Source organism: Pseudomonas benzenivorans (genome assembly GCF_024397895.1).
Taxonomy (GTDB): domain Bacteria; phylum Pseudomonadota; class Gammaproteobacteria; order Pseudomonadales; family Pseudomonadaceae; genus Aquipseudomonas; species Aquipseudomonas benzenivorans_A.
In genome coordinates this window covers 497,701-514,703 of record NZ_CP073346.1, presented here as the reverse complement: position 1 = coordinate 514,703, position 17,003 = coordinate 497,701, and the positions used below count along the sequence as shown (strand labels likewise).

The following is a 17,003-nucleotide window of genomic DNA, read 5'->3' as shown; positions in this document are numbered from 1 at the left end:
TTGGGCGGCGCCTGTCGCCCCGTACCTGAACGACATGAGGTTTGAACATGCGACGACGCCTGTACCAAGGGCGCGACTATCGCCGTGCGCAGAATATCGAAGAACTGCGTGAGATGGCCCGGCGTAGGCTGCCCAATTTTTCCTTCGAGTACGTCGAGGGCGGGGCGGACGACGAGCTCACGCTCAAGCGCAACCGCGCGATCTTCGAGAGCGTCACCCTGCAGCCGCGCACCCTGCGCGATGTCGGCCAGCGCCGCCTGGATCGCTGCTTCTTCGGCACCCCGGCGCAACTGCCGTTCATGATCGGTCCCACCGGCTTCAACGGCTTGCTGACCCGCGACGGCGACCTGCACCTGGCTCGCGCCGCGGCTAAGGCCGGCGTGCCGTTCGTGCTGAGCAACGCCTCGACAACCGCAATCGAGGACATCGCCGCGGTGGAGGGCGTGCGCGCCTGGATGCAGATCTACCTGTACCGCACCCGCGAGCATGTCGCGCGGCTGGTCGAGCGCGTCCGGCGGCTGAACCTGGAAGCCATAGTGGTGACCACCGACAGCGCCATCTTCGGCAATCGCGAGTGGGACAAACGCAACTATGCCAAGCCGCTGCAACTCGACTTGCGCAACCGCCTGGACGTGCTGCGCCACCCTGGTTGGATCTGGGACGTCTTGGTGCCTGACGGCGTACCGCGCTTCAAGAACCTCGGCGATCTGTTGCCGCCGGGCAAGGATTCGGTCAAGGGCGCGGCCGGCGCACTGGCCGCCGAGCTCGATCCAACCCTGAGCTGGGACGACATCGCCTGGCTGCGTGACATCTGGCACGGCAAGCTGATCGTCAAGGGCATGATCCACCCGGAAGACGCCCGCCTGGCCATGCAGTACGGGGTCGACGGCGTAGTGCTGTCCAATCATGGCGGTCGTCAGCTGGACGGCGCCGTTTCCGCGCTGGAGACCCTGCCGGAGGTGGCGCGCATCGGCCGTGGGCGGTTGGAGGTGTTTCTCGACGGTGGCTTCCGCCGTGGCAGCGATATCGCCAAGGCGCTGCTGCTCGGCGCCAGCGGCGTGCTGATCGGGCGTGCCGGCCTCTATGGGTTGGCGGCGGGCAAGGGCGCCGGGGCGGCGCACGCCATCAACATCCTGCGCAGCGAGCTGGATCGCACCCTGGGCCTGCTCGGCTGTAGCAACCTCGATGAGCTCAGCCCCGATCTGATCCATGCGCAACACTGGCGCACGCTGGCGGAGGCCGCGCAGCGCTAGCTCCCCATCCGGCTCGCCCTCTGCACACCTGCTGGGGCGCGGCCGCTTTCTATTCCATCCGTCTGGCATGCGCTTCGTTGCGCTTTGCCAGCGCCGATGCGTGGCCCAAGAAAAGGGGCGCTCTCGGCGCCCAGGGTCCGCTGGCCTGCACTCAGAACGGATAGTCGCAGCCGGCTTCCTGGGCTGCGGTGCGCAATGTTTGCAGTACATCATCCGGCAGAGCCAGCCCCTGCTCGAAGGCTTGCGCCCGCCGCGCGATGCCAACATGCCCCGGCATTCTTACCGGGTGCTGCGGCTGGCGCGGGCGGCTCGCCAGGCAGGCCTCGACGAAGTGATCCATCTCGGCTTTCAGCTCGTCGACACCACCGAAGAAGGCCGGGTCGAAGGTCAGCACGGTAACGGCGGCGCCCCATTGCTTGACGCCATCCTTGCGGCCGAAGCCGCTCAGACCCGCAGTCAGCGCTTCCACCAGGGTGCCGAGGGCGAAGCCCTTGTGGCCGAACTCCAGGCTGCCCAAGGGCAGGATGGCGCCCGGCGGCGTGGCGAAGAAGGCCGCGGTGTCGCGCGTTGGCTGGCCGTCCGGGCCGATCAGCGCGGCATGCTCCAGTTGGCCGCCGGCCTGGTGGGTCTTGTTGACCAGGCCGTTGGTGATGGTCGACATGCTGACGTCGATGAGCACCGGCTTGTCCCCTGTGGGTATACCTATGCCGAGCGGGTTCGGCGTATACACCGGGTCCAGCCCGCCGTGGGGCGCCACCGAGGCGACGGCCGGGTCGGAGGTGAGCACCAGGGGGATCAGGTTTTTCTCGGTGTAGCGTTGCAGGTAGGCGGCCAGGCAGGCGATGTGATGTGAGCGGCGGATACTTGCGACGCCGATGCCGAAGGTGCGAGCGGCCTGGGCGGTGAAGTCCAGTGCTTGTTCGACACAGTAGGGGCCGAGCAGATAGCCGGCGTCGTAGAGGACCGCCGCCGGGCTCTGGCGTACGATCTGCAGGCTGCTGGTTCGCCCCTTGGCGTTACCGCTGCGCAGGTCGCGCAAGTACCCCTGGGCCAGTTTCACGCCGTGGGTGTGGTGGCCGAGCAGGTCGCCTTCGACCAGTACCCGGCTGACCACGCTGGCCACCTCGGGGCTGACATCGGTGTCGAGGAACAGCCGCTCGACGAAGCGTTCGAGCTCTTGGGGGGCAATACGGCTCATTCAATGGCTTCCTGGGTTGGGGGGAGGGCGCTGGGATAGCGTTTGCGCCAGAGCTTGGCGAGCGGCGGCAACAGGGCGATCAGCAGTACGAGCAGCGCCAGGCCGATGCTGATCGGCCGCTCGACAAAAGCCAGCAGCTTGCCGTCGGCCTTGATCATCGAGGTCATGAAGTTGTTCTCCAGGATGTTGCCCAGCACCAGGCCAAGAATCGCCGGGGCGATGGGAAAGTCGGCGCTGGCGATCAGGTAGGCGACAATGCCGCAGGCCAGCATGATCCAGACATCGGTAAGGCTATTGTTGATGGCGAAGGCGCCGACGATGCAGAAGCACAGAATGATCGGCATCAGCACGCGGGTAGGTGTCACGGCGAAAAGGTGTGCGCTGCGGATCGCCAGGTAGCCGATGGGCAGGAGAATCAGGTTGGCGACGAAGAAGGCGGTAAACAGGCCGTAGGCCATGGCGCTGTTGTCCATGAAGATGGTCGGGCCGGGGTTCATGCCCTTCATGTACAGCACGCCGATGACGATGGCGGTGATCGAGTCGCCAGGAATACCGAACACCAGCGCGGGCACCCAAGCGCCAGCTACTCCTGAGTTATTGGCTGAGCTGGCGTCGACCAGTCCTTCGACATGACCGGTGCCGTAGGCCTCGGGGGTCTTCGAGCGTTTCTTGCTCAGCGCATAGGCGATCCAGGCGGCGATATCGGCGCCAGCGCCCGGCAGGGCGCCGATGAAGGCGCCCAGGCTGCTGCCACGAATAACGTTTTTCCAGTAGCGCCTGAGATACGAGGGCACCTGGCCGAATACGCTGCCGTGCTGCGGGGTGATGTTCTGCGCCGAACGCTCACTGTCGGCCTTCGGCAGGCTGTAGAGCTTCATCACCTCGTACATGGCGAAGAAGCCGATCATCACTGGAATGAAGTTGATGCCGCCCATCAGGTCGGGCACGTCGAAGGTGAAGCGTGGCGCGCCGGTGACCAGGTCCAGGCCGACGGTGGCCAGCAGCAGGCCGACCATCAGTGACAGGAAGCCCTTGGTCGCGGACCCTTGGGAAATGAACACCGCGCTGCCCAGCCCGAGAACGGCCAGCCAGAAGTATTCGAACGAGCTGAAGTTGAGGGCGAACTCGGCCAGGGACGGCGCGATCATTACCAATACCAGGGTGCCGACCAGACCGCCAATGACCGAGCAGGTGACGTTGAGGCCCAGGGCCTCACGCGCACGCCCCATGCGTCCCAGCGCTGCGGAGTCGGCCACATAGGCGGCCGATGCCGGGGTGCCTGGGATGTTCAGGTAGGTGCCGGGAATATCGCCCGCGAAGATGGCCATGGCCGCGGTGGTGATAATCGCGGCGATGGCCGCGGTGGGCTCCATGGTGAAGGTGATGGGCACCAGCAGGGCGACGGCCATGGTGGCGGAGAGGCCGGGAATGGCGCCGACGAAGACGCCGAACAGGGCGGCGAGCAGGATCACCAGCAGCGTCTGAAAATTGAAGACGAGCAGGACGCCCTCGAGCAATGCGTTCATGCGTGGCTCCTCAGAAACCTAGGGGCCCGACGGGCAGCGGAACTTTGAGCAGGTGGCCGAAGGAAAAGCTGATGCCCGCAGTGGCCACGACGCTGATCGCAAGGGCGGGCATCAGGCGCACGCCGCGCTGGATCAACAGAGTCAGCATGATCACCAGCATCATCGGTGCCGCGCCGAGCGTTTCGCTGAGGTAGATGTAGGCCACGACCAGCGCACAGGGCAGTAGCGTGCCGAAACCGGGTAGGCTGAATCCGGAGGTGAGCCTGGCGCTTTTGCCTTCTGCACGAAGCTGGCGCAGTGCACTGAAGCCCAGCAACGCACCGCCGCTGGCCATGCCGACGGCGATCAATGTGGGAAACAAATCCGCGCCGTACTGCATGCCGGGAACCACGGGGAACTCGCGGGCCAGCAGCCATACGCCGATACCCAGGGCGATGAAGATCACACCGAATACGAAATCTTTCATGAACGAGCTCTCATGCGGGCGAACAAAGGCAACGACGCCCCTTGGGGCGTCGCATCGAAACCCGGGCTTACTTCTTCATGCCGATCTTTTCGATGATGCCGCCCATGTAGCTGTTGTTTGTCTCGAGAAAGGCGCTGAAATCGGTGGTATTGCGCCATTCAATGCCGAAGCCGAGCTTACGCATGTAGTCCTGGTACATCGCGGAGTTGTAGGCCTTCTCCAGCGCCGCTTCGAGGGTGGCGGCAATCTCCGGCGGCAGGTTCTTGGGGCCGGCAACGCCGCGCCATTCACCCAGGGAATAGTCGCTGCCCAGGGTTTCCTTGAGGGTGGGGATGTCCGGGAAGGCCGGGTTGCGCTGCGGCGAGAGAATGGCCAGGCCCTTGGCCTTGCCCGCTTCGATCATCGAGCGGGCCTCCGGCACCGAGGACGGCACCAGCTGGATGCTGCCTGCGGCAAGCTCAACCATGGCCGGTGCTGCACCCTGGCTCGGTACGAAGGTGATCTTCTGCGGGTCGATGCCTTGTTCGAGCAGCAGGCCGGAGAAGGCCACGTGCCAGATGCCGCCAAGGCCGGTGCCGGATGCCTTGATGGTGCCTTTGGGCTCGTTGCGTATGGTCTCTAGCAGTTCGTCGACGCTGTTATAGGGGGCGTCCGCCGCGACCTGTACGCCTGGGTAGTCGTAGTTGGTCATGGCGATCGGGGTGAAATCCTTGTAGGTGAGCTTGGTCAGCCCCTGCCAGTGCATCATGTTCAGCTCCCCGGTAATGAAACCCAGGGTGTAGCCGTCAGGCTTGGCAGAGGTCATCACGGTATGCCCGACCACGCCATTGCCTCCCGCGCGGTTGACCACATTGATGGTGACACCCAACTCTTTCTCCAGTGCTGCGGCGATGCCGCGGGCGGCCGCATCGCTACCGCCGCCGGCAGCCCAGGGCACCACCAGGGTGATCGGTTTGTCCGGGTAGTCGGCCATGGCCAACAGCGGTGAAGCCAGCAGGGCGGAGAGCAACAGTGTTTTCAAGGGGCGCAGGGCTTTACGCCCGCGATGCGGTTGCTTGTTCATGGACGGCCACCTGTTGAAGTTATTGTCAGTGAGAGCGCGTACTGCGCGGCCTTTCCGTTTCTGGGCGGAAAGGGGCGTGCCTAGCCGGCTGGAGCAGCGGGGCGAGGCAGAACTAGAAACTAAGGGAGGCCCATGGACCTGTCTAATGAGGCCTGCTCATCGAGGTATAACAAAAGGTTATCGTCGCTGCGGGGATCGGCTGAATGCGCGGCTTACCCTCAGGTGCTCTCGCGGGCCAGTATGCGGTAGTCGATTCGCGCGCAAAGGCGCGGCCGCGGCCGGCCTTCGCGCTGCGCCTCGGCGCTGGCCAGGAGCATTTCCCCGGCGCGCTGGCCGATACCGTAGGGGTCCACCGCCACCGTGGTGATGGTGGGGGTGCAGTAGCGGGAGACCTCGAAGTCGCCGAAGCCGGCCACGGCCAGATCATCCGGCACCCGCAACCCCTGGCGATGACACTCCATGATCGCGCCGAAGGCCGACAGATCGCTCACGCACAGCACGGCGTCGGTATCCGGCCAGCGCGCCAACAGGCGGCGAACGGCCTCGCCGCCATGACTCATGGTGATGGGCGAGGCGCCATGCTCCAGCAGTCGTGGTTCGCCCAGGCCCGACGCGGCGATCGCCTGCAGGTAGCCGAGGCGGCGTTGCACGCCGCGATCATCCAGCGCCGAGGCGCCGCCGATGAAGCCGATGCGCCGGTAGCCGCGTTCCTGCAGGTGGCCGACCATGGCGGCGGCGGCCTCGGCATTGGAGAAACCGACGGCCTGTTCAATCGGTTCGGCGGGCAGGTCCCAGGTCTCGACCACCGGCACTGCGGCCCTCTGCAGCAGTTCGCGGGTGCTTGCCAGATGGGCGCTGCCGGTGAGCATCACGCCCACCGGGCGATGGCGCAGCAGGGTGCGGACCAGCAGCGCTTCTTCTTCCAGTTGATAGTTGGTGTCGCCCAGCAGCAGGCACAGCCCCTGTGGGCGGACCGCATCGTGGAGACCGCGGACGGTGTCGGCGAAGTTGGAGCTGATCAGCGAGGGCACCAGCGCCACGATGAATTCCGAGCGGCCGCTCGACAGGCTGCCGGCCGAAGCATCCGGCAGGTAGCCGAGGCTGTCGATGGCTTCCTGCACGCGCTGGCGGGTATGCGGCGCCACATCCCGCCCGGCGAGCACCCGGGACACCGTCATCTTGGACACCCCGGCCAGTTTGGCGACGTCCGCCATCCGGGGTGGCGTGCTGGATGTGGGGATGTCCTCGCGACTCATGGCGGCCTGATATACCTGGTTGGTTTCGTCGGAGTGGCCGGCCACGGCGGCCACCGCTCATCGCCCGCGAGTATACATGCGGCGTACCGCGACAGGCGGCTTGCCCTGTGCGGGGAGCATGGCTGCGGAAGGCTTTACAAAATAGATGTTACCGGTAACATTCTGTGTTCATCGGCGCTCAGCTGCTTGGGCCGGTCGCCGCGCCAACAACAATCAAGCGCGCAACGCCGCGCCGGTCCTCACCGAAGAGAGAGCTCCCATGACAGCATCGACCAAACGCCCGCTCCGCAGCCAACAGTGGTTCGACGACCCCAGCCACGCCGACATGACCGCGCTCTATGTCGAGCGCTACATGAACTACGGCCTGACCCGCGAGGAACTGCAGTCGGGCCGGCCGATCATCGGCATCGCCCAGACCGGCAGCGACCTGGCGCCGTGCAACCGCCACCACCTGGAGCTGGCCGAGCGAGTCAAGGCCGGAATCCGCGATGCCGGCGGCATCCCCATGGAGTTTCCCGTGCACCCGCTGGCCGAGCAGACCCGCCGGCCGACCGCCGCCCTGGATCGCAACCTGGCCTACCTGGGGCTGGTGGAGATCCTCCATGGTTATCCGCTCGACGGCGTGGTGCTGACCACCGGTTGCGACAAGACGACCCCGGCCTGCCTGATGGCCGCGGCGACCACGGACCTGCCGGCCATCGTGCTGTCCGGCGGGCCGATGCTGGACGGTCATCACAACGGCCAGCTGATCGGCTCCGGCACCGTGCTCTGGCATGCGCGCAACCTGCTCTCGGCCGGCGAGATCGACTACGAAGGATTCATGGAGATGACCACCGCCGCCTCGCCCTCGGTGGGCCACTGCAACACCATGGGCACGGCGCTGTCGATGAATGCCCTGGCCGAAGCCCTGGGCATGTCCCTGCCCGGATGCGCGAGCATCCCTGCGCCCTACCGCGAGCGCGGGCAGATGGCCTACCTGACCGGCAAGCGCATCGTCGACCTGGTCCGCGAGGACGTGCGCCCGTCGCAGATCATGACCCGCGCGGCGTTCGAGAATGCCATCGCCGTGGCCTCGGCCCTGGGCGCCTCGAGCAACTGCCCGCCCCACCTGATCGCCATCGCCCGCCATACCGGCATCGAGCTGAGCCTGGAGGACTGGCAACGGATCGGCGAGGAGGTGCCGCTGCTGGTCAACTGCATGCCCGCGGGCAAGTACCTCGGCGAGGGCTTCCACCGTGCCGGCGGCGTTCCGGCGGTGATGCACGAGCTGCTCAAGGCCGGGCGCCTGCATGAAGACTGCGCCACGGTCGCGGGCAAGACCATCGGCGAGATAGTCGCCGCCGCGCAGGCGCACGACGCCGACGTGATCCGCCCCTACGCAGAGCCGCTCAAGCACCGCGCCGGTTTCATCGTGCTCAGCGGCAACTTCTTCGACAGCGCGATCATGAAAATGTCGGTGGTCGGCGAAGCCTTCCGCCAGACCTATCTTTCCGAGTCCGGCGCGGAAAACAGTTTCGAGGCGCGGGCCATCGTGTTCGAAGGCCCCGAGGACTATCACGCGCGGATCAACGACCCGGCCCTGGAGATCGACGAGCGCTGCATCCTGGTAATTCGCGGCTGCGGCACAGTCGGCTATCCGGGCAGTGCCGAAGTGGTCAACATGGCGCCGCCGGCCGAGCTGATCCGCCGCGGGGTCACCTCGCTGCCGTGCATGGGCGACGGCCGCCAGAGCGGTACCTCGGCCAGCCCATCGATCCTCAACATGTCGCCGGAGGCGGCGGTCGGCGGCGGCCTGGCCCTGCTGCGCACGGGGGATCGGCTGCGTGTCGACCTGAACGCGCGCAGCGTCAACCTGCTGGTCGACGAAGCAGAACTCGCCCGCCGCCAGGCCGCAACCGTGCCGGCCATCCCGCCGTCCCAGACGCCCTGGCAGGAGCTCTACCGCAAGCTGGTCGGTCAGGTCTCGACCGGCGGCTGCCTGGAGCCGGCGACGCTGTACCTGAAGGTGATCGCCAACGGCGAGCCACGCCACTCGCACTGAGTGCCGCCGCACCACCGTGCGTCGCCCATCTGGCGGCGCCGGGGGCGCCAGGGCTCAGGCGCGTTGGCCGAGGGCGATGGTCAGGCCGCTGGCGGCGATCACCAGCATGCCCAGCAGGGCCCAGGCGTCCGGCGTATGGGCGAAGAACAATGCGCCCAGCAGGCCGGCGAAGACGATTTGCGCATAGCTGATCGGCCCCAGCACCGCCGGCGTGGCGTACCGGAAGGAGTGCGTCAGCAGCAGGTGGCCGAGCATGCCGCAGGTCCCCAGGGCGAGCATCAACGGGACATGGCTGAAATCGAGCTGGCGCCAGAACAGCGCCAGTCCGGCGGTCATCACCAGGCTGTTGATCAGTCCGGTGAGAAAATTGGTGGTGACCGGGCTGTCGGTTTCGCCGAGCTTGCGCGTGAGCAGCTGGTAGCAGCCGAAGCAGGCCGCCGCGGCGAGCGGTAGCAGGGCGGCGGGACTGAACAGTGCGCCCCCGGGGCGGACGATGATGAGCACGCCGATGAAGCCGGCCGCAACCGCCAGCCATTGGCCACCGCGCACCCGCTCGGCGAGAAACAGGGCGGAGTAGAGGGTGACCAGGATGGGCGTGATGAACAGCACCGAGGTCTGTTCCGCCAGGGGCATGTACAGCAGACCGGTGGTGAACAGCAGGCTTACCGCCAGCAGGCTGAGGGCGCGGACGAGCTGCAACAGCGGCTGTCGCGTGCGCACCACGGCCATCTGGTGGCGCGGCACGAAGACCAGCACCATGAGCAGGGTATGCACGGCATACCTGGCCCAGACGATCATGGCGATGGGATAAAACGCCGAGAGGTACTTGGCCAGGGCGTCGACGCTGGCGAACAGGAAGACCGCCACGCAGAGGAGCAGGACGCCTTTTACCGGTTGATCATGGACAAGCTGGGGTGCGCTCAAGGGAGGGGCCCGGGGATCAGGGAGAGGAACTCGCTCGGGGCACCGCACGAGGGGGCCGGCGGACGATGCCGGGCCTCCTCCTGCAGTGGGTTCAGGACTGCGGCTGGGCCGGGATGATGCGCCCGGCATTCATCAGCGCCAGCGGATCGAACAAGTGCTTGATGCCGGCCAGCAGGCCCAGTTCGGTCTCGGCGATGCGCGCCAGATAGGCCTCCTGTTTCGCCCGGCCGATGCCGTGTTCGGCACTGATGCTGCCGTCGAAGCGGTCGACCTCGGCGAAGATGATCCCTTCCAGCTGCTGCAACAGTCCGGAGGCCGCCTCGGCGGTGAGGCCGGCCGGGGGCAGTATGTTGAAGTGCAGGTTGCCGTCGCCGATATGCCCGTAGACCAGCACCGTGGCGTGCGCCGAGGCCGCCACCACCGCCGCGCTGGCCTGCTCGACGAACTGCGCGATGCGCGAGATCGGCACCGACACGTCGGTGCGCAGGTGTTCGCCACGCAGGCGCTGGCCTTCGACCATGGCCTCGCGGATCAACCAGAAGCGCTGCGCCTGGGCCACGTTGGCGGCCATCGCGCCGTCGAGCAGCAGGCCGCTGTGCAGGCCCTGCTCGAGGAAGCGCTCGAACAACTCGTCCAGTTCCACCGGGCCGGAGGCGGACAATTCCAGCAGCACATAGTAGGGGTAGCGAGATGCCAAAGGATCGGCCAGTTGGCTGGCGGCCTCGAACGCCAGCTCCATGCCCAGGCGCGGGATCAGCTCGAATGCCGACAGCAGGTCGCTGCATTCGCGCCGGGCGCGCCCGTAGAGCTGCACGGCTGCGTCCACCGATGCCACGGCCAGCAGCGCCGTCAGGCTGCGCTGCGGGCGTGGTAGAAGCTTCAGCACGGCGCCGGTGACGATGCCCAGGGTGCCTTCGCTGCCGATGAACAGCTGCTGCAGACGGTAGCCGCGGTTGTCCTTGCGCAGGGCCTTCAGGCCGTTCCAGATGCGCCCATCCGGCAATACCACCTCCAGGCCGAGCACCAGCTCGCGCATCATCCCATAGCGCAGCACGTTGACCCCGCCGGCATTGGTCGCGATGTTGCCGCCGATCTGGCAACTGCCCTGGGCGCCCAGGGCGAGGGGGAAGTAGCAGTCCTCGACCTCGGCTGCGCGCTTGACCTCCTCGAGGATGCAGCCGCTGTCGACCGTCATGGTGAAGCCGAGCGGGTCGAGCTGGCGTATGCGCCGCAGGCGCTCCAGGCTGATGATCAGCTCGGGCCTGTCTGCGTCGGGCAGGGCGCCACCCACCAGCCCGGTATGGCCGCCCTGGGGGGCCATGGCGATGCGTCGTTCGTGACAGAACCGCACCACCGCGGCGACTTCCTCGGTGCTCTGCGGGCGCACCACCGCCAGCGGCGTGCCGAGGCGATCGCCGCCCCAGTCGGTGGTGTAGCGTTCGAGGTCTTGGGGATCGTCGAGTACGCCCCGCTCACCGAGCAGGGCAGTCAGCTCGGCTATCACGTCCGCCATGGAGCCGTTCATGTGGGTGTCCTTATTCAGGAATTGGACGGAAAAACCGGGCAGGGGAGCGTTGCCCGCTCCCGGCCCGGTATCGAGTTGCAGGTTCAGCGGTACCAGAGCACCAGGCCGGGGAAGGCCAGGAACAGCGCCAGCAGGCCGAGCAGGGTCAGGTAGAAGGGCAGCAGGCTGTTGACCAGCTCCTCCATGCCGACCTTGCCCACCCCGCAACCGACGTAGAGCACGGTGCCGACCGGCGGGGTGATCAGGCCGATGCCGAGGACGAAGGACATCAGCACGCCGAAGTACACCGGGTCGATGCCGAGCTTGACCACGATCGGCGTCATCAGCGGCGCGAGGATGACCATCGCCGGGGTGAGGTCCATGAAGAAGCCCACCACCAGGAGGAACACCGTGAGGATGCCGAGAATCACGAACTTGTTGTCGGACAGCGCGCCGAGCGTCTCCACCAGTTGCTGCGGGATCATGTTGGCGGTCAGCAGCCAGGCCAGCACGTTGGCGAAGGCCAGCAGCAGCATGACCACCCCGGTCAGCTTGCCGGTGGCGATGCACAGCTGGAAGAAGCGCTTGGCCGACAGGCTGCGGTACACGAACATCGACACCGCGAGGGCATAGACCAGGGCGAACGCCGCGCTCTCGGTGGGGGTGAACACCCCGCTGAGGATGCCGCCGACGATGATCACCGGAAGCAGCAGGGCCAGGAACGCCCCGCGCAGCGCCTTGACCAGTTCAAGCAGGTCGAAGGGCTGTGCCTTGCCGATCTTCTTCGACTGCACGAAGGTGGTGCAGGCCAGGCCCAGGGTGATGATGATGCCCGGCACTATGCCGGCCATGAACAGCTGAGAGATGGACGTGTTGGTGACAACCCCGTAGAGGATCATCGGAATCGACGGCGGGATAATGATCCCCACCACCGAGGCGGCGACTATGATGGCCGCCGCCAATGGGGCAGGGTAGTGATGGCGTTTCATCGGGTCGATCATCATGCTGCCGACCGCCGAGGCGTCGGCGACCGCCGACCCGCTGATGCCGCCGAAGAACATCGAGGTCAGCACGGCGATCTGGCCCAGGCCGCCGGCGACGAAGCCGACCAGGGCACTGGCCAGGCGCACCAGGCGTTTGGCGATACCGCCTTCGCTCATCACCTCGCCGACCAGGATGAACAGCGGGATGGCCAGCAGCGGAAAGGAATCCAGGCCGTTGACCGCCTCGGAGACGATCGGCGTCAGCGAGTAGTCGGCGTAGAAGAAGATGAACAGGCTGATGGCGGCCAGGCCGAAGGAAATCGGCATGCCGACGACGATGGCGGCGAACAGGCCGATCAGGATACTCCAGAGAATCATGTCGGGCTCCGCTCGAACAGTTTGAAGAGGGCGATGCTGTTGGCGATCAGGGTCAGCACCGCCATCACCGGCATGGCGCTGAACAGCAGCGTCTTGGGGATCTGCAGCAGCGGCGTGACGCTGATGAAACCGGCCATGATGTCGCGGAAGCCGACCAGGATGCAGATGCACACGACATAGATCGCGCCGATCGAAAGCAGGCCAAAGGCCTTGCGAACGGGGCTGCTGACCAGGTTCTTGAAGTAGGTCACCGAGACGTGTTCGTCGTTGAGGCTGGACAGGCCGGCGCCCAGCAGCACCACCCAGATGAACAGGATGCGCGATATCTCCTCGGCCCAGACGAACGAGTAGTTCAGGACGAAACGGCCGAAAACGTTGGCCGCCACGCAGAAGACCACCCCCAGCACCAGCAGGCCGATGGCGATTTCCAGCGTCGAGCGCAGCAGCTGCATGGACGCCTGGAATGTGTTTGCAGAATTGACCTTCATGTTGTCTCCACGCTGCGAGTCTGCCCCGCGAAAGCAGGCGCGGAGGGGACGCCGGGCGTCACCGTCCGCGCTTGCCGGGTCAGAGGATCAGGACTCTTTCAGGATGGAGGCCAGCAGCTCGGTGCCGATCTGCTCCTTCCACTTGTCGTAGACCGGCTGCAGCTTGGTCTGGAAGACCTTCACCTGCTCGGGCGTCAGCTCGCTGATATTCATCCCGGCGGCCTTCAGCTCGGCCTTGAGCTGACCGTTCAGCGAGCGGCTGACCTGGCGCTGGTAGATCGCCATGTCGTGCGCGGCTTCGACGATCAGCTGCTGGTAGTCGGCCGGCAGCTTGTTCCAGAAGCGCTCGGACACCAGGGTGATGAAGGGGGTGTAGACGTGATTGGTCTCGGCGGCGTAGGGCTGCACTTCATTGAAGCGCGATGCCGAGATGGTGATCCAGGGATTCTCCTGGCCGTCCACCACGCCCTGCTCGAGCGCGGTGAACAGCTCGGCGAAGGACATGGGCGTCGGGTTCGCCCCCAGGGTCCGCCAGATGTCGATGTGGATGGGGTTCTGCATGGTGCGGATCTTCAGGCCGGCCAGGTCGTCGGGCGACTGCACGGCCTTGTTCTTGTTGGTCAGCTGGCGGTAGCCGTTTTCCGCCCAGCCGATGGCGACGAAACCCTTGCCGGAGGCGTTGGCGAGGATCTTCTGGCCGATTTCACCGTCCAGTACGCGGTCGGCCACTTCGGTGGTCGGGAACAGGAACGGCAGGTCGAAGACCGCGAACTCCGGGAGCATGCCGACCAGCGGCGAGGTGGAGGGCGCGGTCATCTCCAGGGTGCCGGCCTGCAACGAGCTGACCGCCTGTAGGTCGTCGCCGAGCTGGGCACTGTGGAACAGCTTGACCTGGATATGCCCGCCGCTGCGCTCTTCGACGATCTTCTCGAAGTATTCCAGCCCCCGATACTGCGCGCCGGCCTGGGTGGTGCCGATGCTGAATTTGAGCTCGAAGTCACCCTGGTCGGCGACGGCGGCGCCCTTCACTTCTGGAATGGGGGGGAGCTGCGGGGCGGCGCTCGCCTGAGCACTGGCCAAGCCGATGACCAGGCCGGCGATGAGGGAAGCGAGCGGTTTTCTTGTAGTTGTTTTCATGATGGCACTCCGATCTTGTTTGTTTGGGTGTTTCAGGGTGTGAGCCGGGCCGCCGGGCTAACCCGAGGGATCAGCCCGGCCGGCGCAGGTTTGCAGTTCGCGGGTTTTGCGTGGCTCTTGGCGGGCCCTGCGATTCAGTCGGCCTGCCAGGCCGCCCCGCTGGGGTACAGGTGGCGGGCGAGCGACTCGGGATGCATGCTGATGCTGTAGCCCGGCGCCGTGGGCGCCTGGTAGCGGCCGCGATGGACCCGTACCGGATCGAGAAAGTGCTCGTGCAGGTGGTCGACGTACTCCAGCACGCGTCCCTCGAGGGAAGCGGAAACGGCGATATAGTCGAACAGCGCAATATGCTGCACGTACTCGCAGAGGCCGACGCCGCCGCCGTGGGGGCAGACCGGCACGTCGTACTTGGCCGCAAGCAGCAGCACCAGGATGACTTCATTGAGGCCACCGAGGCGCGCGGCATCGAGCTGGCAGTAGTCGATGGCGCCGGCTTGCAGCAACTGCTTGAACATGATCCGGTTGTGGCAGTGCTCGCCGGTGGCCACGCCGATTGGGTCGATGCGCCGGCGGATCTCGGCGTGGCCGAGGATGTCGTCCGGGCTGGTGGGTTCTTCGATCCACAGCGGATCGAACTGGGCGAGCTGGCGCATGTTGGCCACCGCCTCGTCGACATCCCACATCTGGTTGGCGTCCATCATCAGCGCGCGCTCCCAGCCGATTTCCTCGCGCAGGATGCTGGCGCGGCGCATGTCTTCCTGCAGGTCGCCGCCGACCTTCTGCTTGAAGTGGGTCCAGCCCTCGGCCAGTGCCTCGCGTGCCAGGCGGCGAATCTTGTCGTCTGAGTAACCGAGCCAGCCGGCCGAGGTGGTGTAGCCGGGGTAGCCCTGCTCAAGCATTTCCTCCTCGCGGCTGGCCTTGCCGGCGGCCTTGCGCTTGAGCAGTGCCAGGGCTTCCTCCGGGGTCAGGACATCGGTGACGAAGCGGAAGTCCAGGCAGCTCACCAATTGCTCGGGCGACATGTCGCACAGCAGCTTCCATACGGGCTTGCCCTCGGCCTTGGCCCACAGGTCCCAGACCGCGTTGACGATGGCGGCGGTGGCCAAGTGAATCGCCCCTTTGTCCGGGCCGATCCAGCGCAGCTGGCTATCGCCGCTGGTGATGTGGCGCCAGAAGCCGCCCATGTCGGCGCAGATCGAGAACAGGCTGCGGCCCTCGATCAGCGGCGCCAGGGATTTCACCGCGGCCACGCAGATCTCGTTGCCGCGACCGATGGTGAATGTCAGGCCATGGCCCTGTAGGCCCGAGGCGGTATCCGTGTGCAGGGTCACGTAAGTGGCGGAGTAGTCGGGAGCGGCGTTCATCGCATCCGAGCCGTCGAGCTCGCGGGAGGTCGGGAAGCGGATGTCCTGCACGTCGACGCGGGTGATAGTTGGCATAAGTCGAGTTACCTAGCAGTGTCTGGCGTTGTTGTTATGGTTCCCTCGGGGCCCTGGTCCTGCGCCTTGAGCGCGGTCCTGGCCTACGGGTCGGGATGTGCCGGGCGCCGCCGTGCAAACGCTGCGGGGGCGCCCGGCAGGCAGCGGAATTGACGTTATGGCAGGTACCGCGGGGCGTCTAATGAGGCTTGCTCATCGCGCAATAACAGCAGGTTATCCGGGCCCGGCCGCACGTTGCGTGCGGCCGGCGGGCGCTAGTCCTGGGCGCGTCCGGCGAGGAGGATGTCGATGAGCTCCTGGGCATTGCCCGAGGGTGCCTCTTGCTTGCGCGTGAGGATGCCGAAGCTCAGCGGCTGGGTGATCAGCGGCGTCGACAGGACGCAGAGGCGGCCCTGCTCGACCTGCTGGCGGGCGACGGCCTCCGGCAGCAGGGCCAGGGTCTGGCTGTGCTGCAGCAGATGCTGGGTGGTTTGCACCGAGGTGGTTTCGATGATGTTGTTCGGCGGTGCTATTTGCAGCTGGCTGAGCACCTGCTCGAGCATCTGGCGCATGGGCGTGTCCAGCGGGTACAGCACCCAGGGCCACTCGGTGAGCTCGGCGGCCGGGATGTCGCGTCTTTCGCTCAGCGGGTGCGTGCGATTGGCCACGAGCCAGAAGGGCTCCTCTGCCAGCGGCTGAAAGTCGAAGCGATGCTGTTGGCGTGCGTGGGTAAAGCGCCCGACCACCAGGTCCAGTTGCTTGTGCTCGAGCATGTGCAGCAGGTGGTCGCTGGTCTGCTCGACCAACTCGACCACCAGCAGCGGTCGCCGGCGCTTGATCTCGGCCAGCGCTTCAGGCAGCGCCGCGGCAGTGGCGGCGAAGATCGCGCCGATCTTGACGTAGCCATGGCCGCCCTTGCGCAGGGTGTCGAGCTGATGGGTGAAACGCTGGGCGTCGTTCAGGGTGCGTTCGGCGTACTGGATCACCACCAGCCCCAGCTCGCTGGGTTGGAGCTCCCGGGGCAGGCGCTCGAACAGCGGGAAGCCGAACAGCTCCTCGATGTCGCGCAGCATCTTGCTCACGGCAGGCTGACTGAGGCCCATCTGCTCGGCGGTGGTGTGCATGTTCGCGGTGCGCGCGAGCGTCGCGATCAGCGACAGATGGCGGAATTTCAGCCAGTTCTTCAGGGCCGGCAGGTTGCTGGAGTCGCCGGTCATGGGCGGCAGGCCGGCGAGTGGAGTGATAACGAAGTCATATCGGCCCTTGAGGAAATGTCATTAGAAGCCTGCGGCGCAGGATGCCTAAAGTCGCATCCGTCGCGCCGCCGTACAAGCCTGCCGTGCCTTATCGCGCACGGCAGCAGGTCCG

At 66.1% G+C, this 17,003-nt stretch carries 14 protein-coding genes; 2 read left to right on the top strand and 12 right to left on the bottom strand.

The features are described 5' to 3' along the window. The first annotated feature begins 47 nt into the window (after positions 1-47). Entirely contained in the window at positions 48-1,253 is a 1,206-nt protein-coding gene (locus KDW96_RS02215) for an alpha-hydroxy acid oxidase (RefSeq protein ID WP_255838772.1), read from the top strand. Positions 1,254-1,404: 151 nt separating this feature from the next. Here the strand turns inward: KDW96_RS02215 and KDW96_RS02210 are convergent, their stop codons facing one another. From KDW96_RS02210 to KDW96_RS02190, 5 genes are all read right to left on the bottom strand, one after another. Next, positions 1,405-2,451, bottom strand: coding sequence for an Ldh family oxidoreductase (locus KDW96_RS02210; protein WP_255838771.1), 1,047 nt, complete (start codon positions 2,449-2,451; stop codon positions 1,405-1,407). Then, complete coding sequence (locus KDW96_RS02205) at positions 2,448-3,977, bottom strand: tripartite tricarboxylate transporter permease (protein ID WP_255838770.1); 1,530 nt, start codon at positions 3,975-3,977, stop codon at positions 2,448-2,450. Before KDW96_RS02205 ends, KDW96_RS02210 begins: the two co-directional genes overlap by 4 nt. Positions 3,978-3,987: 10 nt before the next feature. After that, positions 3,988-4,443, bottom strand: coding sequence for a tripartite tricarboxylate transporter TctB family protein (locus tag KDW96_RS02200; RefSeq protein ID WP_255838769.1), 456 nt, complete (start codon positions 4,441-4,443; stop codon positions 3,988-3,990). Positions 4,444-4,510: 67 nt separating this feature from the next. After that, entirely contained in the window at positions 4,511-5,506 is a 996-nt protein-coding gene (locus tag KDW96_RS02195) for a tripartite tricarboxylate transporter substrate binding protein (RefSeq protein WP_255838768.1), read from the bottom strand. Between the two features lie 218 nt (positions 5,507-5,724). Further along, entirely contained in the window at positions 5,725-6,807 is a 1,083-nt protein-coding gene (locus KDW96_RS02190; RefSeq protein ID WP_255838767.1) for a LacI family DNA-binding transcriptional regulator, read from the bottom strand. Positions 6,808-7,021: 214 nt separating this feature from the next. Between KDW96_RS02190 and KDW96_RS02185 the strand changes: the two genes are divergently transcribed. Next, positions 7,022-8,803: an IlvD/Edd family dehydratase gene (locus KDW96_RS02185; RefSeq protein ID WP_255838766.1), complete on the top strand. Its 1,782-nt coding sequence runs from the start codon at positions 7,022-7,024 to the stop codon at positions 8,801-8,803. A 54-nt stretch (positions 8,804-8,857) separates the two neighbouring features. Here the strand turns inward: KDW96_RS02185 and KDW96_RS02180 are convergent, their stop codons facing one another. The 7 genes from KDW96_RS02180 to KDW96_RS02150 form a co-directional block, all read right to left on the bottom strand. Then, positions 8,858-9,727: a DMT family transporter gene (locus KDW96_RS02180; protein WP_255838765.1), complete on the bottom strand. Its 870-nt coding sequence runs from the start codon at positions 9,725-9,727 to the stop codon at positions 8,858-8,860. Positions 9,728-9,818: 91 nt separating this feature from the next. Continuing rightward, positions 9,819-11,252 carry an FAD-binding oxidoreductase gene (locus KDW96_RS02175; RefSeq protein WP_255838764.1) on the bottom strand — a complete coding sequence of 478 codons (1,434 nt, stop codon included), beginning with the start codon at positions 11,250-11,252 and terminating at the stop codon, positions 9,819-9,821. An 83-nt stretch (positions 11,253-11,335) separates the two neighbouring features. After that, on the bottom strand, positions 11,336-12,592 hold the full coding sequence (locus tag KDW96_RS02170; RefSeq protein WP_255838763.1) for a TRAP transporter large permease: 1,257 nt from the start codon (positions 12,590-12,592) through the stop codon (positions 11,336-11,338). Continuing rightward, entirely contained in the window at positions 12,589-13,080 is a 492-nt protein-coding gene (locus KDW96_RS02165) for a TRAP transporter small permease (protein WP_255838762.1), read from the bottom strand. The genes KDW96_RS02170 and KDW96_RS02165 overlap by 4 nt, the downstream gene beginning before the upstream one ends. A gap of 87 nt (positions 13,081-13,167) precedes the next feature. Next, entirely contained in the window at positions 13,168-14,217 is a 1,050-nt protein-coding gene (locus tag KDW96_RS02160) for a TRAP transporter substrate-binding protein (RefSeq protein ID WP_255838761.1), read from the bottom strand. A 134-nt stretch (positions 14,218-14,351) separates the two neighbouring features. Beyond that, positions 14,352-15,656, bottom strand: a complete 1,305-nt coding sequence (locus KDW96_RS02155; RefSeq protein ID WP_255838760.1) for an L-fuconate dehydratase — start codon at positions 15,654-15,656, stop codon at positions 14,352-14,354. Between the two features lie 254 nt (positions 15,657-15,910). After that, the gene (locus tag KDW96_RS02150; protein ID WP_255838759.1) at positions 15,911-16,852 is read right to left on the bottom strand and encodes a LysR family transcriptional regulator; all 942 of its coding nucleotides are present in this window, start codon (positions 16,850-16,852) and stop codon (positions 15,911-15,913) included. Positions 16,853-17,003: the final 151 nt, after the last annotated feature.